The organism is Acinetobacter sp. Tol 5, from assembly GCF_019702905.1.
Classification (GTDB): Bacteria; Pseudomonadota; Gammaproteobacteria; order Pseudomonadales; family Moraxellaceae; genus Acinetobacter; species Acinetobacter bereziniae.
The window spans coordinates 966841-992307 of the sequence record NZ_AP024708.1; the positions used below are offsets into that span (position 1 = coordinate 966841).

22 protein-coding genes and 1 pseudogene are annotated in these 25467 nt (G+C 39.1%); 11 read left to right on the forward strand and 12 right to left on the reverse strand.

Annotated features, from left to right (window positions below; all coding sequences use genetic code 11):
* Positions 1 to 66: 66 nt before the first annotated feature.
* Complete coding sequence (locus tag TOL5_RS04575) at positions 67 to 600, reverse strand: hypothetical protein (protein WP_121774140.1); 534 nt, start codon at positions 598 to 600, stop codon at positions 67 to 69.
* A 92-nt stretch (positions 601 to 692) separates the two neighbouring features.
* Positions 693 to 1439, reverse strand: a complete 747-nt coding sequence (locus tag TOL5_RS04580) for a hypothetical protein (protein WP_121774141.1) — start codon at positions 1437 to 1439, stop codon at positions 693 to 695.
* A gap of 216 nt (positions 1440 to 1655) precedes the next feature.
* Here TOL5_RS04580 and TOL5_RS04585 point away from each other — a divergent pair, with 216 nt between their 5' ends.
* The 5 genes from TOL5_RS04585 to TOL5_RS04605 all read left to right on the forward strand — a co-directional run bounded on the left by TOL5_RS04585 (position 1656) and on the right by TOL5_RS04605 (position 3963).
* Complete coding sequence (locus TOL5_RS04585; protein ID WP_121774142.1) at positions 1656 to 2036, forward strand: ribonuclease E inhibitor RraB; 381 nt, start codon at positions 1656 to 1658, stop codon at positions 2034 to 2036.
* Between the two features lie 139 nt (positions 2037 to 2175).
* Positions 2176 to 2622, forward strand: coding sequence for an SRPBCC family protein (locus TOL5_RS04590; RefSeq protein WP_009585895.1), 447 nt, complete (start codon positions 2176 to 2178; stop codon positions 2620 to 2622).
* Positions 2623 to 2649: 27 nt separating this feature from the next.
* Positions 2650 to 3009: a DUF488 domain-containing protein gene (locus tag TOL5_RS04595; RefSeq protein WP_121774143.1), complete on the forward strand. Its 360-nt coding sequence runs from the start codon at positions 2650 to 2652 to the stop codon at positions 3007 to 3009.
* A 94-nt stretch (positions 3010 to 3103) separates the two neighbouring features.
* Positions 3104 to 3448, forward strand: coding sequence for a zinc ribbon domain-containing protein YjdM (locus TOL5_RS04600; RefSeq protein WP_005033408.1), 345 nt, complete (start codon positions 3104 to 3106; stop codon positions 3446 to 3448).
* A 56-nt stretch (positions 3449 to 3504) separates the two neighbouring features.
* A complete protein-coding gene (locus TOL5_RS04605; protein WP_121774144.1) occupies positions 3505 to 3963 on the forward strand; it encodes a nucleoside deaminase in 459 nt (152 codons plus the stop codon).
* 92 nt (positions 3964 to 4055) lie between these two features.
* Here the strand turns inward: TOL5_RS04605 and TOL5_RS04610 are convergent, their stop codons facing one another.
* The 5 genes from TOL5_RS04610 to TOL5_RS04630 all read right to left on the reverse strand — a co-directional run bounded on the left by TOL5_RS04610 (position 4056) and on the right by TOL5_RS04630 (position 9349).
* Entirely contained in the window at positions 4056 to 4469 is a 414-nt protein-coding gene (locus TOL5_RS04610) for an ExbD/TolR family protein (RefSeq protein WP_042088144.1), read from the reverse strand.
* A 20-nt stretch (positions 4470 to 4489) separates the two neighbouring features.
* Positions 4490 to 4915 carry an ExbD/TolR family protein gene (locus tag TOL5_RS04615; RefSeq protein ID WP_042088146.1) on the reverse strand — a complete coding sequence of 142 codons (426 nt, stop codon included), beginning with the start codon at positions 4913 to 4915 and terminating at the stop codon, positions 4490 to 4492.
* A gap of 27 nt (positions 4916 to 4942) precedes the next feature.
* Positions 4943 to 5803 (reverse strand): MotA/TolQ/ExbB proton channel family protein, encoded by an 861-nt coding sequence (locus tag TOL5_RS04620; RefSeq protein ID WP_009585889.1) that lies wholly within the window; start codon positions 5801 to 5803, stop codon positions 4943 to 4945.
* A gap of 21 nt (positions 5804 to 5824) precedes the next feature.
* Positions 5825 to 6529, reverse strand: a complete 705-nt coding sequence (locus TOL5_RS04625) for a TonB family protein (protein WP_121774145.1) — start codon at positions 6527 to 6529, stop codon at positions 5825 to 5827.
* A gap of 144 nt (positions 6530 to 6673) precedes the next feature.
* Positions 6674 to 9349 (reverse strand): TonB-dependent receptor, encoded by a 2676-nt coding sequence (locus TOL5_RS04630; RefSeq protein ID WP_221260662.1) that lies wholly within the window; start codon positions 9347 to 9349, stop codon positions 6674 to 6676.
* 756 nt (positions 9350 to 10105) lie between these two features.
* Between TOL5_RS04630 and TOL5_RS04635 the strand changes: the two genes are divergently transcribed.
* From TOL5_RS04635 to TOL5_RS04660, 6 genes are all read left to right on the forward strand, one after another.
* Entirely contained in the window at positions 10106 to 11896 is a 1791-nt protein-coding gene (locus TOL5_RS04635; RefSeq protein ID WP_162987671.1) for an ABC transporter substrate-binding protein, read from the forward strand.
* 21 nt (positions 11897 to 11917) lie between these two features.
* Complete coding sequence (locus tag TOL5_RS04640) at positions 11918 to 13723, forward strand: ABC transporter substrate-binding protein (protein ID WP_151781429.1); 1806 nt, start codon at positions 11918 to 11920, stop codon at positions 13721 to 13723.
* Positions 13724 to 13790: 67 nt separating this feature from the next.
* Positions 13791 to 15800, forward strand: a complete 2010-nt coding sequence (locus TOL5_RS04645; RefSeq protein ID WP_121774149.1) for a M3 family metallopeptidase — start codon at positions 13791 to 13793, stop codon at positions 15798 to 15800.
* A 14-nt stretch (positions 15801 to 15814) separates the two neighbouring features.
* Positions 15815 to 16753 carry an ABC transporter permease gene (locus TOL5_RS04650; protein ID WP_005033381.1) on the forward strand — a complete coding sequence of 313 codons (939 nt, stop codon included), beginning with the start codon at positions 15815 to 15817 and terminating at the stop codon, positions 16751 to 16753.
* An 8-nt stretch (positions 16754 to 16761) separates the two neighbouring features.
* A complete protein-coding gene (locus tag TOL5_RS04655) occupies positions 16762 to 17898 on the forward strand; it encodes an ABC transporter permease (RefSeq protein ID WP_005033379.1) in 1137 nt (378 codons plus the stop codon).
* Between the two features lie 11 nt (positions 17899 to 17909).
* Positions 17910 to 19640, forward strand: coding sequence for an ABC transporter ATP-binding protein (locus TOL5_RS04660; protein WP_121774151.1), 1731 nt, complete (start codon positions 17910 to 17912; stop codon positions 19638 to 19640).
* A 365-nt stretch (positions 19641 to 20005) separates the two neighbouring features.
* Here the strand turns inward: TOL5_RS04660 and rluB are convergent.
* The 5 genes and pseudogenes from rluB to betA all read right to left on the reverse strand — a co-directional run.
* Positions 20006 to 20914: pseudogene (gene rluB / locus TOL5_RS04665) on the reverse strand (23S rRNA pseudouridine(2605) synthase RluB); the annotation flags it as partial.
* Between the two features lie 41 nt (positions 20915 to 20955).
* Positions 20956 to 21546, reverse strand: a complete 591-nt coding sequence (gene scpB / locus TOL5_RS04670) for an SMC-Scp complex subunit ScpB (protein ID WP_004829778.1) — start codon at positions 21544 to 21546, stop codon at positions 20956 to 20958.
* Positions 21543 to 22334: a segregation and condensation protein A gene (locus TOL5_RS04675; protein WP_004829773.1), complete on the reverse strand. Its 792-nt coding sequence runs from the start codon at positions 22332 to 22334 to the stop codon at positions 21543 to 21545. The genes scpB and TOL5_RS04675 overlap by 4 nt, the downstream gene beginning before the upstream one ends.
* A 513-nt stretch (positions 22335 to 22847) precedes the next feature.
* On the reverse strand, positions 22848 to 23642 hold the full coding sequence (locus tag TOL5_RS04680) for a TorF family putative porin (RefSeq protein WP_121774153.1): 795 nt from the start codon (positions 23640 to 23642) through the stop codon (positions 22848 to 22850).
* 61 nt (positions 23643 to 23703) lie between these two features.
* Positions 23704 to 25401: a choline dehydrogenase gene (gene betA, locus TOL5_RS04685; RefSeq protein ID WP_042088166.1), complete on the reverse strand. Its 1698-nt coding sequence runs from the start codon at positions 25399 to 25401 to the stop codon at positions 23704 to 23706.
* Positions 25402 to 25467: the final 66 nt, after the last annotated feature.

Here is a 25467-nt window from a genome sequence, read left to right on the forward strand (position 1 = left end):
ATGTTTTTAAGTCTTAAAATAATAGAAGGCAACAACGCCGATCAGCAATATAAATCCTATCAGTAGTCAGATTGAACTGGATTTATTTTGATGGTTTAAGTCTTCAACACCTGCTGGGGTGGATGAATGAGGTGAAGCGCTGGTATCTTGAGATGAAAAAGTTTCTTGCGAGTCTTTATTTTGTGATTGCTCTTGCCTAAAACTTTCAGCAAATTTAGACAAAGCATCAGGTTGAGTTAAATCAATATTGAATTGTTTTTTGATTTCTTGCCAATCTGGATGTTGGTTATCAATTTCGACGACTTTTCCTTCCTTATTGGTCATTTTCACTTTACTGGAAGAAAAATTAAACTCAAAAGATTTATGTTCTACCGCTTTCATTTCTTTATTAAATTCAGCAGAATCAGCAAACACAATTTGCGGATTTGCCTGAAAACTTTTCATCGCTTCATCAGATTGGCTGAGTGCATGTACTAAATTCTTTGATGCAATTGGGCTTAAATGAAGTTGTTCAATTAAAAGTTGTTCTGCTTGATCATATTGACTCAGTTTCATTAGTGTAGAGAATTCTTGTAATTGTTGTGGGTTAAGTTGATACATAGTGCCCTCAAAATACTGATTAATCTTGATGTAAAAGATGGGTAAATAAAATTTTAGAACTTCGTTTAAACATGATTAGATGTATGTTTTTCTTAGCGGGTGCTTAACAAGTAGAGTATGAATGCAATAATGATCACGATAACAATGATAAACAAAGGTGAACGTTTTTTCTTCGATTGATCTTCAATTCCTACCAATGGGCTTGTTGAGGCGCTTGGACGAGTGTGCACGTGAAGCGTGGCATCTGTTGTGGTTTGCTGAGTTCTTGTTTTCATAGTGGTAAGATAATCCCTTGCTGAATCATAGCTTGCTCCACCACCAAATTGATCCATAATATCATCCCAGTCAGGATGATGTTCATCAATGTGTTCTTTACGACCATCCTGATATAAAATAAAAATTTCACCTGTGCTGTAGTTGGTTTGAATAGATTTGTACTGAGGATGAGAATGCTGATAAAAATCCTGGTCAGATTCAAAGTCGAGAATATTAGAATCAGGACTCTCAGCTAATTCCTCCACAAAATCTTTAGCATCTTTTAGACCCAGATGACTTTGGTCCATGACCAATTTTATTGCTTCAATCTTACGACCTTGTTGGATGAGCGATAGAATTTCATGATGTTGTATCGTTTGAGGCGTATTTAAATCATCTGTGTTGTGATGAGCGTATTCACTGTAAAAAAAATGCGCCTGATTTTCAAATTGATCAACAAAGTCTTTGGACTCTTTTAAACCTAAATTTGAGTGATCTTTAACATATTTAACTGCTTCAACTTTACGGTTTTGTTGAAGAAGTAAACGAATTTCCTGCAATTGATGATTATTAAAATGTGTCATTGTTCACCTTTGAGTATTGGTTTTAGCACGACTTAGTAACCGCCAGTAAGCCTTAGGAATTTTTATTTATCATAGAATTAATTCATTTTTTATTACAAAACAAAGCCAAATAAAAGTAGTAATTTGTGTGCGAATAGGCAATATTTTAAAACTGTCATAAAGTTTTGTTATTTTTAAAGTCATCCTATTTTTATAACCCTATAAGAGGACTCAGCCATGACTCGTGATTTTGAAAAATTTCCAGAAGATGATAATGGTAATCTACTTTGGCAAATGCACGAAGATGGTGATGATTTAGACGAAATACATGAGCTTGAATTCTCAATGTATTTCAAGACACAGGAACTTGCTGAAAAATGTGCGATTTCTCTGTTACTAGAAGAACAAAAAATATCACTGTATTTAGATGAAGAAGTACATCCCAATGAATGGGTGATTACCATCTATGTCAATCTTTTTCCAGAATATGAGGATATTGTGGACTTAGAACAATGGTTTACTAAGATTGCCGAGCAGTTTGATGGTGAATATGATGGTTGGGGATGTACAACTTATGTCTTTGACATGGAAGAGGGTGATGAGCAACAATTAAATTGAGATCAATTATTTATAGAGCATATCCAAAGAGATATGCTTTTCTTTTTTAAGTTTCAAACTACTAAAGCCATACAAATACCAATAATTTACAGCGCTAAACTAGATATTTAACAAGAATAAATAATCAAGGATGTAAAAGATGAGTAATACTGTAAAATTGCATCGTGTTTTCAGTGCGCCAGCAGAGCGTGTTTACAAGGCTTTTTTAGATCCAGATGCGCTTGTCAAATGGATGCCGCCACATGGTTTTACTGCCAAAGTGCATCATATGGATGCAACTGAAGGTGGATCATATCGAATGTCGTTTACTAATTTTTCTACAGGTTCAATACATTCCTTTGGTGGAACGTATGCGGAACTTATTCCGAATCAACGCATACGTTATTTTGATCGCTTTGATAATCCTGAATTGGCAGGAGAAATTGAAGTCATCATTGACATTAAAAGTGTGTTAGTAGGAACGGAAGTGAATATTACTCAATCAGGTATTCCTGAAGTCATTCCTGTTGAAGCATGTTATTTAGGCTGGCAAGAATCGCTGCAGCTTCTCGGTCTTTTAGTCAATCCAACTATTCCTGATCAATAAAAAATAGACCAGTAGAGTTTAATAAAAGTGACAATTTATACAAAGCGTATCTATGAGGAAGTGTCTGAAAAAGATGGAAAACGTATTCTTGTGGATCGTTTATGGCCGCGCGGAATAAAAAAAGAAAATGCACATATTGATGTGTGGCTTAAGGAAATAACACCTTCAAATGATTTAAGAAAATGGTATCACCAAGATATTGAGCATCGTTGGGACGAATTTAGACTGAAATATAAGGCTGAATTAGAGCAACAACAGGCATATTTAGAACAACTGCGACAATGGGGTCAACAGGGTCCAATAACTTTATTAACTGCTGTCAAGAATGAAGATCATAATCATCTGACAGTACTGCTTGAGGTGCTGAATCATCAAGTCTCGTCATGATGTTTATTATTCCTTATATTTGTTAGGGGTTTTAAGTTGATGAAAAATGGATAGATGTTATGATGCTTCTTTTTTAATGTTATAGGAGTGAATCATGTCATTGCCTAACTGCCCAAAATGTAGTTCTGAATATACCTATGAAGACGGTGATTTGTTGATTTGCCCTGAATGTAGTTATGAATGGAAAGAAGGTGAGTTATCACAAGCTGAAGAGCAAGTTGTCATCAAAGATGCTGTAGGTAATATTTTGGCAGATGGTGATGCTGTTACTGTCATTAAAGATTTAAAAATCAAAGGTTCATCTTCAGTGGTAAAAGTGGGTACTAAAGTTAAAAGTATTCGTTTGCTTACAGATAGTAGTGATGGTCATGATATCGATTGTAAAATTGAGGGTATTGGTCAAATGAAGTTGAAATCTGAGTTTGTTAAAAAAGTTTAAACCTTTTGCTCACTGATGTTGCCTGAAATTTAAGCTATTTAAGAGAAGATGAAAGCATGCAGGATATTGAGTTTTTACAATACGCCGTGAATCTTGCTAGAGAAAATGTTGAGCAAGGTGGTCGTCCTTTCGGTGCGGTGATTGTTTATCAAGGCGAGCTGGTAAGTACAGGCGTTAATCAGATTTTAGCTCACAATGATCCGACTTCACATGCAGAACTGAACGCAGTACGCCAAGCTTGCCAGAAATTACAGCGTTTATCTTTAAAAGATTGTGTGGTCTATGCAAGTGGTCAGCCTTGCCCAATGTGTTTGGCTGCAATGCGGATGGTTGGCGTGGAGAAAATTGTCTATGCTTATTCCAATTCTGATGCAGAACCTTATGGTTTATCGACTGAACAGGTGGCTGTGCAACTTAGGCAGCTTCCACAAGAGCAAGATGGCTTACAATTTGTTCAATTAAAATTGGATCTGCCTTTTCATTTATATCAAATTTGGCAGCAAAGCAGTAAGTAAGATGTGCTTTAATAGGTTTTTTTCTTAAAATTCAAGTAGCTTTAGAATCACGCATAGATTGATCTATGCGTGATTCAGTTTGAGTTTACGATTTAATGATTTGCTGCAATGGCAATTTTTTTCACATTTAAGCGTTGTGCTGCTGCCATAACCATTGCGACATCTTTATATTCAGTGAATTGGTCAGGTTGTACTTTGATCTGATCTTGATCAGATTTTTGTGCAACACTTGCCAATAAAACTTCCAACGCTTGTTTGTTTTCCACCGCTTGATTATTCCAAAAAATTTTACCTTGTGGATCAATTCTCAAATTGATTGGCTCTAGTGGTTGATCTTGATTGGGTGGAGGATTGCCATTAGGTAAATTAATATTAATCGCATTATTGGGGATCGGGATAGTAATGATGAACATGATGAGCAAGACCAGCATGACATCGATAAGCGGTGTCATATTGACATCCAACATGACATCATCATCTTTATTTGAACCAACATTCATTGCCATAAAATATTCCTCTTATTTGATCATGGTGCAGCAACAGGAGTGGTCACAAAGGCAATTTTGCCAATACCTGCCTGTTTTGTAGCACTAATGACCTCATCAATTGCCTCAAATTTGGTGACTTGATCGCCTCGAATATGTACCTCTGGTTGAGGGCGTTTCTGAGCTTCCACTTGTAGACGGCTGATCAATGTATTTTTATCTGCTATATATTTTTCGTTCCAAAAAATATCACCTGCTTTATTGACTGCAATTTGAATATTGATAGGTTTGGTCACATAAGGTGTATTTTTTTCCTCAGGTAATTTAACTGGCACTGTATGTATGGCAACCGGCACAGTAATTAAAAAGATAATCAGCAACACCAACATAATATCAACCAATGGTGTGGTATTGATGGCTGAAATTACATCATCTTCGTCGCCTTCTGAATTTACGCTCATTCCCATGCTAGATACCTCGTATTATTGCTTATACTATTTAAGGTCGTTGGTATTTTTGATTTCACCACTCAATAACACAGTGTGCAGATCAGAACCAAAAGTACGAACATTGTCCAAAACTGCTTTGTTACGTCGAGTGAGCCAGTTATAGCCGAGTACGGCAGGTACTGCGACAGCAAGACCGATTGCAGTCATGATTAAGGCTTCGCCCACAGGACCAGCAACTTTATCAATTGATGCCTGTCCTGAAATTCCGATTGCGGTCAAGGCATGGTAAATTCCCCAAACCGTCCCAAATAACCCCACAAAAGGAGCAGTTGAACCTACTGTCGCCAAGAATGCCAAGCCACCACTTAAATGACTTTGGATTTTATCTATGGCACGTTGAATCGAAATCGTGACCCATGTATTAAAATCAATTCGTTCAAGTAAATTGCCTCCATGTTTTTTTGTTGAATGAATCCCTTTTTCTGCAATAAAACGGTATGCGCTTGTTTCATTTAGTGTTTCTGCTGCATGGTCTATCGAAGCTGCATCCCAAAATTTAGCTTCAACTTCTTTGCCCTGACGTTTAATCTTGGCTTGTTGGATAAATTTGGTCACCATGATGTACCATGTACCAATCGACATCAGCACCAAGATAAATAAGGTCGATTTAGCAACGATATCGCCTTCACGCCATAACGCTTCTAAGCCATAAGGATTGTGAACAGCTTGACTTGTAGCAGGTTGAGGTGGTGGGGTATGGGCACTATTATTAGCATTTTCAGTAGTTTGAACTGCTGTTGCTGTAACTGTTTCTTCTGCAAATACGCTAGAAATAGGCAGTACACTCGTACCTGCTAAAACACTTGTTAATGCAAAAAGTCGGACAGTTTTCATCATTTTATTCATTCAGGATCTCCAATTTTTTAATTAATTCATTACAAATTCATAGGGAATGTCATACCAAGAATCTTGAGGTTCACCATTCTTCAGGGCAGGTTTGAAAGTACATAAACTGAAAGCTTTTGAAGCTGCTCTATCTAAAGCTTTACTACCACTCGATTTTTTAACTTTGGCTTCTTTAACTTTGCCATCAGCACCAACAAAGACTGAAATAAGAATTTCACCTTGTTCTTCACTCTGTAAAGACTCCCTTGGATAATCAGGCTTTTTACAGCCCGCTTCACCACGAGAAACACCCCGTGTTTCACCAGCAGGTTTGGATTTTGGCGTAGGATCAGATTTCTGCTCTGACTCTGTTTTTTGGGTTGGTGTAGACTCTGGGCTTTCAGATGTTTTCTGTGTTGGCTTTTCAGTTGGTTTTTCCTGAGGTTTCGGATCTGGATTGGTTTTTTGCACCTGTTTTTCACGAGGCTTTGGATCGGGTGTTTTTAATACTTTCTCCACTAACTTTGGAAGCTCAGGTGGTTTTTCAATAGGTTTTGGTTTTTCTGGTTCAGGCTTTTTGTCCTGAATGATGAGTAATTCAACTGGCTCATCAGTCGGCTTTTCCACATGCTTAGACAATCCTGTAATCAGTCCATAAAGGATGATCAGATGCAGAAGAATTACAGCTCCAATACCAATCAGGCGTTTGGCAGAATTATTTTCTAATTCTGAAAAATTCTTGCCCATTGCGACTCCTGAAATGAGAGACAAACAATAAATAGCGCAAAAGAGGCTATATAAAAATTGTGTTCAATTTTTTGTTTGACGATGTGAACGATTTACTTTCACAAACAACAGAAGAAATTGGGCTGCCGTTTGTGAAATACTCAGTTAAAACTTATAGGTCGCTCTTAGGTAATATGCACGACCTGTTGGATCGGCATAACTTGAGTCATAGCCATATTGGAAGTTATCTGTAACGTTCGAGGCAGGTGGATCTTGATCAAAAATATTTTTGATTCCTGCAGTGAGTTCAAGATTCTTAAATCCACTATAAGTACCTGCGATGTTGTAGAGGGTGTAATCGCTTACACGATGTTGGTCGTATTTTGCTTCACCCGTTGTATTTGAGTCTTTATAGCCACGGCTAAATTGTTGTTCAAAGATCATTTTCCAGTTGTCGTAGCTCCAATTTACATTGGCAACATGTTTCCAGCGTGTATACACTTGTTGATTGTAATAGCTCCCTACACGACCGATCCATTCACCGCCTTTTTCTTCTTGTTTGTCATATTTGATGACATAGGTTCCGTCAATACCAAAGCCAAATCGTCCAGTTTTGGTCACAGGTGTAAGATAATTCAAACTTAAATCAACCCCTTGAGTTTTGATCCCTCCCATATTGATCAAAGTGGTACTGACATATTTGATACGACCATCTGCGTCACGGACAAAAAGACTTGAATATTTATCTGGATCTGCGAAAACAATTGAATCTGTAATGGCATCGATTAGATTATCAACTTTGATGTTGTAATAATCTGCTGTGAATACAAGGTTTTTGATCGGTTCAAATACCACACCAGCTGTATATGATGTTGATTCTTCAGCTTTTAAATCTGGGTTTCCTCCTTGCATACGCTTAAATTGGACATTACATTCTGTTTGATATTGTGGTGAACTTGCAGCTCCACCTGGGCAAAGTACAGGATCATTGTATCTTGAGCCTGTGTAGGTCTGGCTTTGAGGTGCATTGATGTCGTATAAACTTGGTGCACGGAAGCCTGTGCTATAGGATGTGCGGAACATTAATTGTTTTAAAGGTTCCCAGCGCAGCGCCACTTTAGGATTGAAAGTATCCCCAAAGTCACTGTAATCATCATAGCGAGCGGCAAGTTGCGCCTCTAAATTGGCTAAAATCGGAATATGTAATTCAGTGAATACGGCTGAAATATCACGATCACCTTTACTCACAGGTTTGTCTGGATCTATTCCACTTCCAGGCACTTGTCTAACAATTTCAGCATTAATTTTTTGATCCCAATTTTGTTTGGTAAAACTTCCACCTAAAGCAAAGCCAACATCACCAGCAGGTAAGCTGTAGATGGGGCGAGATACAGTGACATCAACCGAAGTTGAATCTAAACTGGCTTTATTGGTATCTCCGTTGACTTCAAAGGATTTCCAAATATTTGCATCTGCTGAGGGACCAAATGGATTGAGCGAACCATCATTTAATGCAGCTTGAACTTTACTTTGGTTAAGATAACCAGCATTAAAGCTGTCTGTTGCCTCGCTTTTTGCATAAGTTAAACCTGCATTGATATCCCATCCATAAGCTTCACCTTCAATTCCAGCAAATGCTCGGTGAGAGTCATTGGTTGTTTTGCCAGAGCGATTGCCACCTTGTGAACGCAGATAAAGTTGTAAATCTGCATCATTCAAGCCACTCACTTCTGGGGTGATTCCTTTGCCTGGATAATATTGACTTGTACTTGGGAGTGTTACAGAACGACTGTATACATCAGGGGCAATCGAAGTCGTCACTTCATTGCGAGAAAAAATATACTCCCCAATTAAATTAAATTGATCTGAAAGTTTAAATGTACCTCGACCAAGTGCTGAAATTGTTTCAACTTCTGGGGTAATGCCAATCAGTGCTTGCGTGTTCAAATAGCATAAGCCCCCATCTGCAATAACATTGGGCGTGTTATTACAATTTGTATTGCCATATGGGTTTGCAAGAATATTGGATTTTGGCTCAAAAAAGTTTGCAGGAAAGGCATTTGCTGAACTGGCATCTAGTCCCAGTTCAGGGATTACGCCCCCGCGACGACTGATTTTACGGTCTTTCGCCATGATATTATTGGTTCTACGATAATCAACTACGCCGTAAACGTTAAAGCCTTGTTCGTCTAAATTACCATATCCCCCAAAAATAGAAATGTCTTGTTTATCTCCACCACTGGCTTCAGGTTGAGTAGCACCAACACTAATATTGAGTCCTTCAAAGGATTTTTTTGTAATGAAATTAATTACACCTCCTATTGCATCTGCGCCATACACGGCGGAAGCACCATCACGGAGAATCTCTATACGCTCCACCATTGCCATTGGAATAATATTAAGATTGGTGGTGGATGTGCTGAAAGGGCTATAAGCCAAACGACGACCATTGAGTAATACCAATGTTTTATCTGTTCCTAAACCACGAAGGTTAGCAGAAGAACCCTCTGTATTACTTGCTCCGACGTTTTGTGAAGTTGAAAATCCTGCTTGGTTTGAGCTGACTTTGGTCAACGCTTCTTCAACTGTGGTGACCCCTTGTTTCGCTAAATCATCTCCTTTAATAATTGTGATGGGGGACGCACTTTGGGCAGCAACCCCTTTGATCGAAGAGCCTGTGACCGTCACTTTTGCCACTTTGGTTGTTTGAGGGCTTTCTTCATTTTCCGCTGCTTTTGCTACAGAGAGGTACATCAAACTTAAACTAAGTATGCTTAATTTAAGAATATTTTTCCCCATTATTGGCGATTCCAAAGAACGAAACTCTTTGTTCATTTTCATATTTTCAGACATCCGTTTTTTTTTGTACTTAGCGATATTGCTGCAATGCTTTCTAGCAATACAAGTGCCAACTATCTAATTATATGTTGTAAAAATATACAAAAAATTGCTAATAAATTACGTTACTAGTGTCTAATTATCTTATTCTTCCGTGGCTTGATTGAAAAAATCTAATTTTTAAAAAATATAAAAAAATATTAAGGAAAGATGAAAAGATTGTAATTAAAGGTGTTGTTTTATGGTGATTATGTTTAATCAATGTTTTTTAAATCAAATGTTTAATATAAGTTATGAGTAGTATATAAATTTATTATGATTTAAATTTTTATATTATTTTATAATAATCATATATTTATTAATTATTTTAAAGTGTTTGATAAAATAAGTGAGCAATTTTGGAACACTGGTGTCCTTAAATTGTGCAATATAAGTCATTTTGATAAAGGTTATACGAATTTAATATTTATGTCAGTTATCGTACAAATTATTATATGTCGAACTTTGATAAATCTTTAATAATTGTCAATTTATTACGGTAAAAATAAACAAAATTTACAACGTTAATTATGGATGGCATGAAATTCGCTTTCGATTTAGGGCTGTTATCTTGTGCAGTTTTTCACTATTGTTAATTTGATATTTGGTTTCGTACCAAAGCGGTAATGTACAGGATGATCGTACCGTTAGCATACTGTTTCATATGATTTGATTCAGAGCTGAGGCGCTTTTCAAGGTTTGCTACTCTTATAAAAATACATAGGTATGAATTTGGAATCTAAGCTTTTACGTATTGCGTTGTGTGCTTATGCAATCGGTTGTGGGGAACTCGCCATTGCGAAAACTCCTGCGCAACCCAATAAAATTTTGAATTTGGCCTTTGAAGCGCCAGATGATGGTTTTGATATGGTTAAAACCTATAATTACTACAGCGGCAATATCGCAGAAGCGATATTTGAGCCTTTGTTAAAATATGATTATTTGGCTCGACCAGTGGTACTCGTGCCCAATACAGCACAGTCCTTACCAAAAATAGAACAAGAGGGTAAGGTTTATACCTTTAAAATTCAGCCTGGAATTTATTTCACCGAAGATCCTGCATTTAAGGGAAAACGACGTGAATTGACTGCTCAGGATTATATTTACTCAATACAGCGTATCAGTGATCCGAAAAATCACTCTCCAACTTACTCTTTTATCGATGGTAAGATTCAAGGTTTAGCATCTGTGGTTGCTCAGGCAAAAAAGACTGGAAAGTTTGATTATGATGTACCGATTGCAGGGCTTAAAGCTTTAGATAAATATACATTGCAATTCACTCTTACCCGTCCTGACTATAATTTCCCATATATTTTAGCTTATGTCACTTTTAGCGGAACAGCACGAGAAGTTGTTGAGTTTTATGGAGATCGTATAGCGCAACATCCCGTAGGTACTGGACCCTATCAACTCAGTAAATATGTGCCACGTAGTAAAATTGAATTAGTGGCAAATCCTGACTATCGTGGTTTTATCTGGAATTATAAATCTACAGGAACAGCTTGGGATAATCAGTTGGTCAAGGAAATGACAGGCAAAAAAATGCCCCAAGTCGGTAAGGTTGTGGTCAGTATTATTGAGGAGGAGCAATCCAGATGGTTAGCGTTTAAATCTGGGCAATTGGACTTTGATAAATTAACCTCTAATGCTGTTCCACAGGCACTCAATGGTACACAATTAAAACCTGAATTAAAGAAACAAGGTATTCAGCACTTTCCCAATAAAGATCCAGAAATTACCTACACCATGTTCAACATGAAAGATCCAATTGTGGGTGGCTATAGTTTAGATAAAATCGCCTTGCGTCGAGCGATTACCTTGGCATATAACCAAGAAGAAGCAATTAAGCAGCTTTATAAGGGACAAGCTGTCCGAGCTGAAATGCTCGTGCCAGATGGTGTACAAGGGCATAATGCTCAATATCGCAGTAGCGTGGCTTATAACCCTCTATTGGCGAACAAACTACTGGATCGATTTGGCTATAAAAAAGCCAAGGATGGATACCGAACTTTACCCAATGGGCAGCCATTGACATTGAAATACAATACGGAAAATAGTTCCAGTTCAGTCATTCATTCTGAGTTATGGAAGAAAAATTTGGACGCGATTGGGGTGCGTGTTGAATTTAAAGTTAGTAACTTTGCTGATAATTTAAAAGAAGCCATGCAATGTAAGCATATGATTTGGGGTGGTGCGTGGATTGCTGATTTCCCTGAAGGCGAAAATTTTGCTCAGTTGCTTTATGGTCCTAATTCAGGAAAAGGCAATTTAAGTTGTTATCAATCTAAAGCTTACGATTCACTTTATCAGCAAGCCTTAACCTTACCACCACAACAACGACAGCCTTTTTATGAAAAAATCAGTCGTCAGATTGAAGCTGATAATCCTTGGATTATACATACCACCCGAATTCGTAATTGGTTATTGCAACCACAAGTTCAAGGCTATAAAGCGCACCCAATGATGAATACCGTTTGGCAATATCTTGATGTACAGTCAATCAAAAAATAACTGATAAAGTTGAAGGAAATGATGAAGGATAATTTAAATAGGAAACTTAAACAGATTGGGTTAAGTGTATTGTTGGGCAGTATGATGCTTACAGGCACGATGAATGTTTTTGCCAAAAATCCAGCAGATCCAAATAAGGTTTTACGTTATGTTTTTCCCGTTGCGGAAACGGGATTTGATCCAGCTGGAACACAAGATTTGTATTCTGCACATGTGCATAATTCAATCTTTGAAGGCTTATATACCTATGATTATCTAGCATCACCTGCCAAATTAGTCCCGCGTACTGCTGTAGCATTGCCTGAAGTGAGTGCGGATGGGTTGACCTATACCTTTAAAATTAAAAAAGGTATCTATTTTGCAAAAGATCCAGTGTTTAAAGGTAAGGCGCGAGAGTTAACTGCACAAGATTATGTTTATTCTTATAAACGTTTATTAGATCCAGGTTTACATTCACCCAATAGTTGGTTGTTGGATGACAAGATCGTGGGTATAGATAAACTCCTTGATCAAGCCAAAAAAACCGGGAAGTTTAATTATGATCAACCTGTTGCAGGGCTTCAGGCAACAGATCGTTATACTTTGGTGATTAAGTTAAAACAGCCTGATCAAAACTTTCCAATGCTCTTGGCACATCAGCCAGCAGGTGCGGTGGCTCGGGAAGTAATTGAACATTATCGCGATAAATCCGGTTTTGCTATGGCTCATCCTGTAGGTACAGGTCCTTATATTTTGACCAAGTGGATTCCTGGCTCACGTATTATTTTAAAAGCAAATCCTGACTATCGTGGCTATGTTTGGGATTTCAAAGCTTCAACACCCGAAGATCAGAAAATTGTCGATGCAATGAAAGGCAAAAAGATGCCGCAAATCGGTGTGGTTGATATTCAAGTGATGGAAGAAGCGCAATCACGCTGGTTATCGTTTAGCAAAGATGAAACAGACTTATTCGTCCTTGATGGTGATTTAACTGTTCAAGCGATTCAGGATGGTCAGCTCAAGCCTGAACTGGCGAAAAAAGGCATTCAACTTTCTCGAATTGTTGATCCTTCGATTGATTATTATTACTGGAATATGCAGAACCCTGTTGTTGGTGGTTTAAGTAAAGAAAAAATTGCTTTACGTCGTGCCATGGCAATGGCGTATTCCCCAGATAACCAAATTAAAATTTTAATGAAAGGGGATGCACAAAGATTACAGTTCCCTGTCCCTTACGGGGTGGTGGGGCATGATCCAAATTACAAAACCAGTATCCCTTATTCAGTCAAAGCAGCCAATTTACTTCTTGATCGTTATCACTATAAAGTGGGGGCAGATGGTTGGCGAACTTTGCCCGATGGTAAGCCGTTGGTGATCGAATTAGCAGTTTATGGGGGGAGTGCGCGTAGTCAGCAGAGTGCCGAATTTTGGAAAAAAACGTTAGACAATATTAAAGTCAAAATGACCACCAAATCCTTACCTTTTGCAGAAGGTCTAAAAGCTGAAAAGCAATGTAAAACCATGTTTAAAGGTTCTGCTTGGGTTGCTGACTATCCTGATGCTGACAACTTTATGCAATTGTTCTACAGCAAAAATATTCATGCGACCAACAATGCCTGTATGAAAATTCCTGAATATGATCGCCTCTATGAACAAACCCAAAAGTTAAAGCCGGGTCCTGAACGCGATGCACTCTATCGCAAAATGGCAAGAATATTAGAAGTTTATATGCCTGTACAAATGGCATCAACACGTTATCGAAATGCTTTGGCGCAACCGCGTGTGATTGGATTTAAAAAGCATCCTATTCTTCCATCAGAATGGATGTATTTTGATATGAAAAAGTAATTTATTGCAGTGGTTGAAAAAATAAACAGATTAAATTTTGAAAAATAAATTGAAGATTGGAGTAAAGATGAAAATGAAGCGATTTAAGCTCAGTGCGTTATGTATGTTATCAATAGGTTTAGGACAGTGGGCATATGCACAATCGGAACGGAGTACTTTACCGAAGTTTCAAGCGAAAGACATTCCAGCTCAATGTGATGCAAAAATTGCTGATGTAAAAGGTAAACTTGCTGAATTTGCCAAAATCAAATTAAAAAATAATGCGCCTGCTGGTAATGTGTTGGCAAAGTGGGATCAAATTTTTGCTGAGTTTGAAGATTTTTATGGACCGATCAATTTGATGAGCAATGTCGATCCAGATGCAGCATTACGTAAAGCTGCTGAGGATTGCGAGGTTAAAATTAGCCAATTCCAGACTGAAGTTTATCAAGATGCCAAGTTATATCAGCAGATTAAAAAAACCAAAGCCAATAATGAGATTGACAGTAAATATCGCCAAGATATTTTAGATGGTTTTGAAGATACTGGTGTTCAGCTCTCCGCAGAAAAACAAGCCCGTTTAAAGGTCATTTTGGATGAGTTGACCAAGATCCAACAAGAATATGCGCGTAATATTCGTGATAATCCAGAAAAATTAGAATTTACACCTGCCGAGCTAAAAGGCTTACCTGAAAGTTATATCGCCAATTTAAAGAAAAATGAAAAGGGTAACTATTTATTGGGATTTGACTATCCCGAATATCGTCCATTTATGGAGTTGGCAGACAGCGATGATGCGCGTAAACGTTATCAAATTGCTTATACACGTCGCGGAACTGAAAAGAATTTAGTCCTGCTTAAACAAGCCATTGATCTGCGTTATGAGTTGGCACAACTCTTTGGTAAAGCCAGCTATGCCGATTGGGCATTGAAAAACCGCATGGCGCAGAATCCTGAAACAGTCAATAAGTTCCTCAAAGACGTGCACAATACCGTTGCACCATTAGAACAAAAAGAAGTACAGACTCTCCGTGAATTCAAAGCCAAAACGTTGAACATTCCTGTGGAAAAAGCTGAAATTAATCGCTGGAGTGAAGCATATTGGAGTGAAAAATTACGCCAAGATAAGTACCAAATTGACCAAGAAAAAATGCGTGAGTATTTTCCAACCCAAGCGTCGCAAGACTGGTTATTTGCCATTTCATCTCACTTATATGGAATCGAGTTTAAGCCTGCTAAAGTCGATGTTTGGCAAGATGAAGTTGAATATTACGATGTAATCGATAAGCAGACAGGTCAACTTTTAGGTGGTCTGTATATGGATAAGTTTCCACGTGAAGGTAAATATGGTCACGCTGCGGTTTGGGGAGTAAGAGGCGGAAGTACACTGACCCAGCGTAAGCCCATTTCTGCTTTGGTCACCAACTTTAATCGTAAAGGCTTAAACAGTGATGAACTGGAAACATTTGTACATGAGTTTGGTCACGCTTTACATGGAATTCTTTCAAATACGCGTTATGCCTCGCAATCAGGGACTTCTGTAGAGCGTGACTTTGTGGAAGCACCTTCCCAAATGTATGAGGAATGGGCACGTCGTAAAGAAACGCTTTCTACCTTGGCGGATTATTGTAAGCCTGCATGTCCACGCATTGATGATGAACTGATTGCAAAACTCAAAGCGGTTAAAAACTATGGACGTGGTTTGTTCTATTCTCGTCAGACCTTGTATGCGCAATATGATATGGCACTACATACTGCCAATGCATTAAAAACCCAACCCATGGATGTTTGGAAAAATCTAGAAGCTCAAACAGCTTTAGGTTATGTGCCTACGACGGAATTCCCTGGTCAGTTTGGTCATATTATGGGAGGTTATCAAGTCGGTTATTACGGGTATATGTGGTCTGAAGTGTTGGCCTTAGACATGCTTTCAGCATTTGGCGATAACTTAAATAATCCAGAAGTTGGTGCACGTTATCGGAAGACAATCTTGTCGCAAGGTGGGCAGAAGAAAGCTGAACAATTGGTGGTCGATTTCTTAGGCAGAGCACCAGATAACAAGGCATTCTTTCAAGAAATTACGGGACAACGTAACTAAAGGGAATAAGAACTATGTTGGCATATATCATACGTCGTATATGGCAAATGATTCCTACCATGTTGGGAGTTGTGTTGCTGATTTTCTTTTTATTTAATTGGGTCGGGGGCGATCCTGCATATATCCTTGCAGGCAAAATGGCTAATCCAGAACAAATTGCAAATATTCGCCAGCAATTGGGCGTTGACCAACCCTATTACATTCAACTTTGGATTTTTATTAAACAAATTATCACTTTTGATTATGGTTTTAGTTGGAGTACAGGGGAGTCTGTTTCAAATATTATTTTGACCCGTCTAGGACCATCACTCACCATCATTATTCCATTGACGATCTTACAAACTGTGATTTCAATCATTTTGGCGTTGGCTGTTGCATCGGTCCGTGGTTCTTTAACAGATCGCATGGTGATGCTGTTGTGTACCATTGGGATGTCGATCAGTATATTGGTCTATATCATTGTATTTCAATACAGTCTTGCTTATCAGCTTGGTTGGTTCCCTGTGCAAGGATGGAGTGACAGTCTGACGGGGAATTTATTTGAGTATGCCTTATTGCCAATTTTAATCATGTTAGTGGTCAGTATTGCGCCTACATTACGGCTTTATCGCAGCTTTATTTTGGATGAAGTCAATCAGGATTATGTCAGAACTGCTCGTGCAAAAGGCGTAGGGGAAGGACGTATCTTGGGGATTCATGTGCTTCGTAATGCTTCAATTCCGATTATCACTGATGTGATGGCAAGTCTGCCTGGTTTATTAATCGGTGCATTCTTAATTGAGCGTTTTTTTGGGATTCCAGGGATCGGGCGTGAAATCATCATTGCAGTTGAGCGTAGTGATTTTCCTGTGATTAAAGCCATTACTGTGTATGTCGCAGCCGCAACCATGATTTTTAATCTCATCGCTGATTTGATTTATAAAGTGGTTGATCCACGCGTACAGTTGAAGTAGGTGGGATGATGCTTGGAATTTTATCTAAAAAAGTAGAAACACAACAGCAAGCTTCTCCGGGGCTATGGCGCTTGGCTATGCGACGATTAAAAGCTGATCGTGTTGCGATGGTGTCGTTAGGAGTATTGTTCTGTTATTTCATCATCTTGATTTTATCCATGACAGGTGTCATCGCTTCTAACTGGAACAAAGAGGTTGCCGAAAGTTATGCACCTCCTACCTTTATGGGAGCTGATCAAACACTACAAAATGCTGCTCAAAAGACAGCAAATACAGCAGCTTTACCTGAAAATCCTGTTGATCCTTTAAAAGATGTTATCAAAGAATTAAATGCTCAAATTGCCACTGAGCAGGCTTCAGGTGGTGCAGTGGATTATTATGGTGTTCAAGATCCACTGGCAGAAGATATGAAGGTCATTGATCAGCAGTTGGGTGGACATTTGCTCGATCAGCAAAGCGAGTTGAAAAAAACTTTGCCTTTTGGTGCTGATAAATGGGGACAGGATGTTTTATTAAAGACCATTAAAGGCGCTGAAACCTCGATTGTTGTAGGGTTGGTTTCTGCATTGCTTGCTGTGGTGATCGGTACTTTTCTTGGGGCGATTGCAGGCTATTTTGGTGGATGGGTCGATGACGTTCTAAACTGGTTTTATAGCATATTTACCTCTATTCCCTATTTATTACTGGTTTTGGCGATAGCAGCTGTATTACAACAAAAAGGAATTTTGTCTATCGTTTTGATTTTAGGTTTAACTGGCTGGACAGGTGTGTTTCGTTTAATTCGTGCTGAATATATGAAGCATACCTCACGTGAATATGTGCTTGCGGCTAAAGCTATTGGGGTGAGCCACCTGAGACGAATGTTTGTGCATATCTTTCCCAATGTCAGTCATATTGCACTGGTTCAAATGTCAATTTTAGTGGTTGGATTTATTAAATCAGAAGTGATTTTAAGTTTCCTTGGCTTTGGTGTTCCTGTAGGGGTTGTGTCATGGGGCAGTATGCTAAATGAGGCACAAAGCGAGCTCATACTGGGTAAATGGTGGCAATTGGTTGCTGCATCAGTCGCAATGGCAGTACTCGTCACGGCATTTTCAATGTTTACAGATGCATTACGTGATGCACTAGACCCTAAATTAAAATAAGGAGCACATCAATGTCAGAACAATATGTGACACCTCCTGTATTGCTCAGTGTTCAAGATCTGAGTGTGAGTTTTAAGGGGGAAAATAAGCAATTCATTGAAACTGTAAAAGGTATTTCTTTTCAGATTCCAGCCAATACCACCGTGGCATTGGTGGGTGAGTCTGGCAGTGGTAAGTCAGTGACCTCTTTGGCAACAATGGGACTATTACCCAAAGATCAGTCTCGTATCGCTGAAAAAAGTAAAATTATGTTTGAAGGTCAAGATTTACTGGGTTTGACAACCAAACAAATGCGTAAGATTTGTGGTAAAGACATTGCCATGATTTTTCAGGAACCGATGTCATCGCTTAATCCTGTCTTTACCGTAGGTGATCAAATTGCTGAAATTCTACGTATTCACTTAAACATGGGACGAAAACAAGCGCGTCAACGTGCACTTGAATTACTCACTGAAGTGGGTATTCCTACACCAGAAACGAAAATTGATGCTTATCCCAATCAACTTTCTGGTGGTCAGCAACAACGTGTCATGATTGCAATGGCAATTGCCTGTGAACCGAAATTACTGATCGCTGATGAACCCACCACAGCATTAGATGTTACGATTCAAAAACAAATCTTAGATTTGTTAGAGGCTTTGCGTAAACGCCGCCAAATGTCGATGCTATTTATTACTCATGATTTGGCTTTGGTGAATGAAATTGCCGATCAAGTCATTGTGATGCGTCATGGTGAAATTCGTGAGCAAGGTTTAGCCAACGAGGTGCTAGAACACCCCAAAGATCCATATACCAAAGCTTTATTGTTATGCCGACCAACATTATCACAACGTCCTTATCGTTTACCTGTCATCAATGACTTTCTTAAACAACAAGAAGGGCATTGGGTCGAAGGCGAATATTTGGCAAAAACAAAAATGCCGGAAAGAACACGTGGTTTAGTTGGTGGTGAAGAAATCATTTTAGAAGTCAAAGATTTAAAAAAATCATTTTTTAGCCGTAAAGGGTTCTTTGGAAAAGAGGAATATCAAGCGGTAAAAGGTGCATCTTTTCAATTGGCAAAAGGAAAGACATTAGGCTTGGTCGGTGAGTCAGGTTCTGGTAAAACCACGATTGGCTTATTGTTGATGCGTCTACAACAGGCTACAGGCGGGCAGGCATTATTTCAAGGTAAAGATATTTTGGCAATGTCAGAAAAAGAATTCACTCAATATCAACGTAAAATTCAGATTATTTTCCAAAACCCATATGCTTCACTAAATCCACGTTTTACGGTTGGACAGATCTTGATGGAACCGATGCAGATTCATCGCATTGGTGCAAACGATGTGGAGCGCAAACAGTTTGCTTTAGCCTTATTGGAGAAAGTCAGCTTATCTGTACAGGCTTTTGATCGTTATCCACATGAGTTTTCGGGTGGTCAGCGTCAACGGATTGCAATTGCTCGTTGTTTAACTTTAAAGCCTGAAATTTTAATTTGTGATGAGTCAGTATCTGCATTGGATGTATCTGTTCAAGCTCAGGTGTTAAATTTACTTCAGGATTTACAAGATGAGTTTGGATTAAGCTATATTTTTATTTCACATGATCTATCTGTAGTGAAATATATTTCTGATCAAATCATGGTGATGAATCATGGTGATATTGTCGAAATTGCCAATTCTGATGAACTGTATCAGTCACCTAAACATGAGTATACCAAACGCTTGTTGAGTGCCATTCCAAAAGCTGTCGTTGAGTAACTGTTGTGATCCGATGCAAATTAAAAAGCCACTCAATCGAGTGGCTTTTTAGCGTTTAGTCTATGTATGACTTAAAACTTTTTAAAACCTTTATTCACTACAAAAGGTTTTTTCTTTTCAGGTTGTTCACTACGTTCTTGACGGTCTGAATAATCACGACGATCATTGCTGTAACGTTCATCTGAGCGGTTACGGTTTTGTGGTGAACCATAGCGGTTTTCAGAGCGGTTGCTGTTAAAGCTGTTGCCACGATTATCTGCACGATCATTATTGTAGCTGTTGCCACCAGAACGCGCTTTATTAAAACGGTTTTCAGAACGTTCATTACGTTGATCAGCACGATTTTCACTGCGGTTTTGACCATATTGATTTGAACCCGTTTTATAGTCGCGTTGTTCATTATGGTTAGTTTGTTGCTCACCTTCATTGTCACGACGTTGCTGACGAAGGAAACCGCCGCGACGAGCAGCCATTGGTTTGTCTTGCATACGTTCTGTACGGCGTTTTGCCATACCAAATAGACCCGTACCTTGACGTGGTTTTAGTTCAACCGCTTTGGTTAAATTATCAATATCAGTTTTATCCAGTTCCATCCAACGACCTGTACGAAGTTCACGAGGCAAAATCACAGTACCGTAACGTGTACGGAGTAAGCGACTTACTTTTAAACCTTGTGATTCAAAAATACGGCGAACCTCACGGTTACGACCTTCTTTTACAACGACTTGGTACCAGCGATTGATCCCTTCACCACCAATTTCAGAGAAAGATTCAAATTTAGCTGGACCATCATCTAAAACAACGCCATTTGTCATGTTGTTTTTAAGTTGAGGCGTGACTTCTCCCATGACACGAACAGCATATTCACGTTCGATTTCATTTGAGGGATGCATTAAACGATTGGCAAGTTCACCATCGTTTGTGAAAAGCAATAAACCGGTAGAGTTAATGTCTAAACGACCTACCATGACCCAACGGTCGTTGGCAATTGGCGGTAAATGATCAAACACGGTCGGGCGAGATTCTGGATCATTACGTGAGCAGATTTCACCTTCTGGTTTGTAGTAAATCAACACACGACGACGGATTTCGTCTTCAATTTGGAATTGAACCTTACGACCATCGATGCGAAGCTCATCACCTGGTTCGATACGTTCACCCACTTGAGCAACCTGCCCGTTGACACTTACACGACCAGCGGCAATGACCTCTTCCATATAACGGCGAGAGCCCAGACCAACTCGTGCGAGTACCTTTTGCAATTTTTCACTCATGACAGCATAACCTTAGAAATAATCATCAACAGTGCACCTATTTAAGACTTTGGCGCTTGCGCATCCAAAGCCATAAAAGCTTCCTTGGCGTCCTGTAGGGGAGGCAATTGATCCAAAGACACTAGACCAAAGGCATTTAAAAATTGTGGCGTCGTTACCAACAACGCGGGTCTTCCTGGGAGCTCACGGTAACCAGATTCTTTAATCCAGTTCCAATCAAATAAAGTCCTGAGTATTTGACTATTATTTGTCACTCCTCGTATTTGCTCAATATCAGCGCGGGTTACAGGCTGATGATAAGCAATCACTGCAACAGTTTCTAACAGTGATGGCGATAATCTGGTTGGTCGATCAGGCCAAACTTGTGCAATCATATTGCGATATTTAGCACGAACTTGAAAACGATAACCTTGAGCGGTTTCAATCAGCTCAATAGAACGACCATGTTGTAAAACAGACAGTTGTTGTAAATACTGTTGCAACTGCTGTTTAGAGTACTGATTTTGAAATGCTTCTTTTAAACGTGCTAGAGAGACAGGGGCGTCACTGGCAAAGATAATCGCTTCAAGTTGCATCAAAACTTCATGATGTAATTCATCAACATTAAATACATTATTTTGATCTATGGTCATGCGTTTGCACCTTGAATGGAAAGAGGAGCTTCGACACCAGATGAAATAATTTGAACTTTTTGCTGACGCGTCAGCTCTAAGATTGCCATGAAAGTCACCACCATGCCCATACGACCTTGGTTTGGCTTAAGCAATTCTTGAAAACTGAGTACTCCACCAGATTGGGTCATATATTCAATATAAGCAATACGTTCTTCAAGCAGGACAGGCTCTTGTTCAATTTTATGGGTAATTGGTTCAGGGCGGTTAAAAATGCAGTACAAGGCATCTTTTAACATGTTGACATCATAGCCCTCATATACTTTTGGAATTTCACCAATTGCCACATGACTGGCAAAAGTATCTCGGTCTAAAACAGGCATTTGCCCTAAACGTTCAGCTGCTTGTTTGATTCGTAAATAAGTTTCTAAACGATCAATAAGTTCTTGTTTTGGATCTTTTTCGATATTAATTGTTTTCGGTTTTGGCAACAACAAGCGCGATTTTAAATCAGCTAACAGTGCCGCCATGACCATGTAGTCCGCAGTGAGTTCAATGTTAAGCGATTTCATATTGTCCATATAAGACAGATATTGCGTTGCAATTGGAGCAATATCCAATTGTAAAAGATCAAAACCGTTTTTCTGAATCAGATAAATTAAAAAGTCGAGTGGTCCTTCGAAATGTTCAAGCAGAATTTCGAATGCAGCAGGAGGAATGTATAAATCCTCTGGAATTTCTTCTTGCCATTCATCCAATACACGGATGTTGGAAATGGATTCCATAGGATGATGAGTTGCTTGAGTCATTACAATTATTAGCCACGCGAATTTTCAAAGGCATGTTTATTCGTGCTACCACGCATAAAACAGTTGCTTTGGCGCAAGGTGGTGACGAATTACGAAAAGATAGTAGGTGCATTTTAAAGTAAAAGTTCGCAGGAATACATTGCTAAATCATAAAAACGATAAAAAACCTGAAAATAAATAGGGAATATCACGTCACAAAATATGTCAGACTGTCGATAAAATCATCGGAAATTTAAAAAATTATCGTGAGATCATCGACTTACAAAGACCAAATATATAGAGTATAAATGGAGAATTTTTTTATTAAGTTGTTGTAATTAAAATAATTTTTATTGGTTTTTGTTAGTGTGGAGCTAGCCATTTTATGTATGTGCTGGAGGGGAAGTCGTATAGATCAATAAAAAAAGCATGAGGATGAGTCATGCTAAAGAGGGAACTGAATTCAAAAATATTTAGGTTTTTAGTCCCTTTTATAGGATAGCCATACTAAGCTCTGGGAATTGAGCCTGAAAACTAAAAACTTTTGGTGAGTGCAAAAGTCACGGTTGAGTCAATTGGATTAGAAACTTTAGCATTTGGGTTACCGTTACTATAGTTCTGATAGAAACCATCTTTATCCCAGGCTTTGCTATAACTCAAACTGCTTGAAATCTGATAAGGCAATTGTTTACTGATGGTCAAACTTACATCCTGAAAGTTAGCCTCAGAAAAATTTCGAATACGTTGGTGACCATAGTGTGCATTTACAGACCAACCTTGAGTAATGGGTTGATACCAATTCAAGTCTAGATATCCAGAGCCACGAGAGTGTTGATTGTTGCCAATCGCTAAGGTGTCAGAGTTATTGCCAAAGTAGTCTTGTGTATAGGTGATGGCATATTTCAAGCTGAATGGACCATAACTGATTTCAGGAATGATCTCACCATAATTAAATCGGGTATGTGCCGTTTCTGCTGTAGTTTTTGCACCAGGGTAATAGTAATACGCGACTTTTGTACCTAGCGTAAGCTCACCGAAACTACGGCGATATCCGCTATATACATCCCATTCGACAGTCGCATCTCGGATAAAATCATCACTGACTGTAGATGCCCATGTTCCTGCAAAAAAACCATTGCTATGATTGTAATCTAAGCCACCTTGTACAGCAGGTTTCCCCCAAGTTTGTTGGAAACCACGTGAAATATATTGGCTTGCTATGGTTAGATTCGCGCTATACGGTGATGTCGTGACTGTACTCGATTCGTCTGCATAGATGCCTTGAACGTATATGCTGCAAGGAATGAGAAATAATAGTTGCTTTTTCATCTTATTCGTCCTTGAGTAATGCGCCAGCTCAGTGGTCACTCAGCTGGCGCAATACAGACCTCTATGAATGGATTGCACGCAAAGGTGCTTGGCGTACAGGCGTTGTTCCTGCCTTGTAATAGCCCGCTTCAGATCGTGGTAACTTTTGACCACGGATTTGATCTGCAATTTTTTCTGCGATCATAATGGTGGTTGCATTTAAGTTTCCAGTAATGATCAATGGCATGATCGAGGCATCTACGACACGTAAACCTTCTAAGCCATGTACTCGACCTTGACCATCCACCACGGCCATTTCATCTTCACCCATTTTGCAACTACAAGAAGGGTGGTAAGCCGTTTCTGCATGGTTTCGTACAAAATCATCTAGCTCAGCATCGGTTTGTACTTTCTTACCGGGACTGATTTCATCGCCTCGATAGGCATCCAAAGCAGGCTGTTGCATGATTTCACGAGTAATGCGAATTGCATCTCTAAATTCACGCCAGTCTTGTTCAGTGGACATATAGTTGAACAAAATACTTGGATGTTGAAACGGATCTTTTGAATTGAGCTTGATTCGACCACGAGACGGTGAGCGCATGGAACCGACATGCGCTTGAAAGCCATGTTCTTTAACAGCATTACTACCATTGTAGTTAATCGCCACAGGCAAGAAGTGATATTGGATATTGGGCCAATCAAACTCATCTGAGCTACGGATAAAGCCGCCTGCTTCAAACTGGTTACTTGCGCCAATGCCTGTGCCATTAAAGAGCCATTCAGCACCAATCGCAGGCTGATTAAACCATTTTAGTGCTGGATACAGAGAAACAGGCTGCTTACACTTATACTGTAAGTACATTTCCAAATGGTCTTGTAGATTTTCACCCACACCTGGCAAATCATGAACCACAGCAATATCCATTGATTTGAGGAAAGTGCTTTGACCTACGCCTGAGCGTTGCAAAATTTGTGGTGAAGCAATCGCACCTGCACACAGTAAAACTTCCCGTTTTGCTTGCGCTTGTTTTAAATTGGCTTGATCAGCACCCAGAATATACTCTACACCGACAGCTTGTTTGTGATTAAAAAGAATTTTATTGGTGGTTGCATGGGTGACAATGGTTAAGTTTGGTCGACCTTTCGCCATATCCAAATAACCACGCGCTGTACTTGAACGACGACCTTTCGGCGTTACAGTACGATCCATTGGACCAAAGCCTTCTTGTTGATAGCCGTTCAAATCGTCAGTGCGTGGGTAACCTGCTTGTACGCCTGCTTCAACCATGGCATGGAACAGTACATTGTTGCCGTTTTTTGGCGTAGCCACAGAAACTGGACCGTTGTCACCATGATAGTCATTACCACCGATATCTCGTGTTTCGGCTTTTTTGTAATAAGGCAAACAATCCGCATAAGTCCAGTCTTCCAGACCTTTGTGGGTTGACCACTGATCTAGGTCCATAGCATTACCACGGATGTAGCACATTCCGTTAATCAACGAAGAGCCACCTAGACCTTTACCACGACCGCATTCCATACGGCGATTGTTCATATGGGGTTCTGGGTCGGTTAAATACGCCCAATTGTAACGACGACCTTGTAATGGATATGCCAAGGCAGCAGGCATTTGGGTACGGAAATCTAAACGATAGTCAGGACCGCCTGCTTCTAATAATAAAACAGTGACATCTTTGTCTTCAGTCAAACGAGTAGCCAATACATTTCCGGCAGATCCTGCGCCAATGATAATGTAGTCATAGGATTGAGTATTCATAATTATCCTTTTTGTATTTCTTAAAGGTGCCAATGCAATCAAGTGATGACATGGCACATAGGATGG

Bases quoted from the DNA above. Each gene is read 5' to 3' on its own strand.
- TOL5_RS04615 (WP_042088146.1), bottom strand. From the start codon at position 4,915: ATGGGAATGAGCGTAAATTCAGAAGGCGACGAAGATGATGTAATTTCA.
- TOL5_RS04630 (WP_221260662.1), bottom strand. From the start codon at position 9,349: ATGAAAATGAACAAAGAGTTTCGTTCTTTGGAATCGCCAATAATGGGG.
- TOL5_RS04650 (WP_005033381.1), top strand. From the start codon at position 15,815: ATGTTGGCATATATCATACGTCGTATATGGCAAATGATTCCTACCATG.
- TOL5_RS04640 (WP_151781429.1), top strand. From the start codon at position 11,918: ATGAAGGATAATTTAAATAGGAAACTTAAACAGATTGGGTTAAGTGTA.
- TOL5_RS04620 (WP_009585889.1), bottom strand. From the start codon at position 5,803: ATGAATAAAATGATGAAAACTGTCCGACTTTTTGCATTAACAAGTGTT.
- TOL5_RS04610 (WP_042088144.1), bottom strand. From the start codon at position 4,469: ATGGCAATGAATGTTGGTTCAAATAAAGATGATGATGTCATGTTGGAT.
- TOL5_RS04660 (WP_121774151.1), top strand. From the start codon at position 17,910: ATGTCAGAACAATATGTGACACCTCCTGTATTGCTCAGTGTTCAAGAT.
- TOL5_RS04605 (WP_121774144.1), top strand. From the start codon at position 3,505: ATGCAGGATATTGAGTTTTTACAATACGCCGTGAATCTTGCTAGAGAA.
- TOL5_RS04625 (WP_121774145.1), bottom strand. From the start codon at position 6,529: ATGGGCAAGAATTTTTCAGAATTAGAAAATAATTCTGCCAAACGCCTG.
- TOL5_RS04580 (WP_121774141.1), bottom strand. From the start codon at position 1,439: ATGACACATTTTAATAATCATCAATTGCAGGAAATTCGTTTACTTCTT.
- TOL5_RS04600 (WP_005033408.1), top strand. From the start codon at position 3,104: ATGTCATTGCCTAACTGCCCAAAATGTAGTTCTGAATATACCTATGAA.
- TOL5_RS04645 (WP_121774149.1), top strand. From the start codon at position 13,791: ATGAAAATGAAGCGATTTAAGCTCAGTGCGTTATGTATGTTATCAATA.
- TOL5_RS04675 (WP_004829773.1), bottom strand. From the start codon at position 22,334: ATGACTCAAGCAACTCATCATCCTATGGAATCCATTTCCAACATCCGT.
- TOL5_RS04680 (WP_121774153.1), bottom strand. From the start codon at position 23,642: ATGAAAAAGCAACTATTATTTCTCATTCCTTGCAGCATATACGTTCAA.
- betA (WP_042088166.1), bottom strand. From the start codon at position 25,401: ATGAATACTCAATCCTATGACTACATTATCATTGGCGCAGGATCTGCC.
- scpB (WP_004829778.1), bottom strand. From the start codon at position 21,546: ATGACCATAGATCAAAATAATGTATTTAATGTTGATGAATTACATCAT.
- TOL5_RS04585 (WP_121774142.1), top strand. From the start codon at position 1,656: ATGACTCGTGATTTTGAAAAATTTCCAGAAGATGATAATGGTAATCTA.
- TOL5_RS04575 (WP_121774140.1), bottom strand. From the start codon at position 600: ATGTATCAACTTAACCCACAACAATTACAAGAATTCTCTACACTAATG.
- TOL5_RS04590 (WP_009585895.1), top strand. From the start codon at position 2,176: ATGAGTAATACTGTAAAATTGCATCGTGTTTTCAGTGCGCCAGCAGAG.
- TOL5_RS04655 (WP_005033379.1), top strand. From the start codon at position 16,762: ATGCTTGGAATTTTATCTAAAAAAGTAGAAACACAACAGCAAGCTTCT.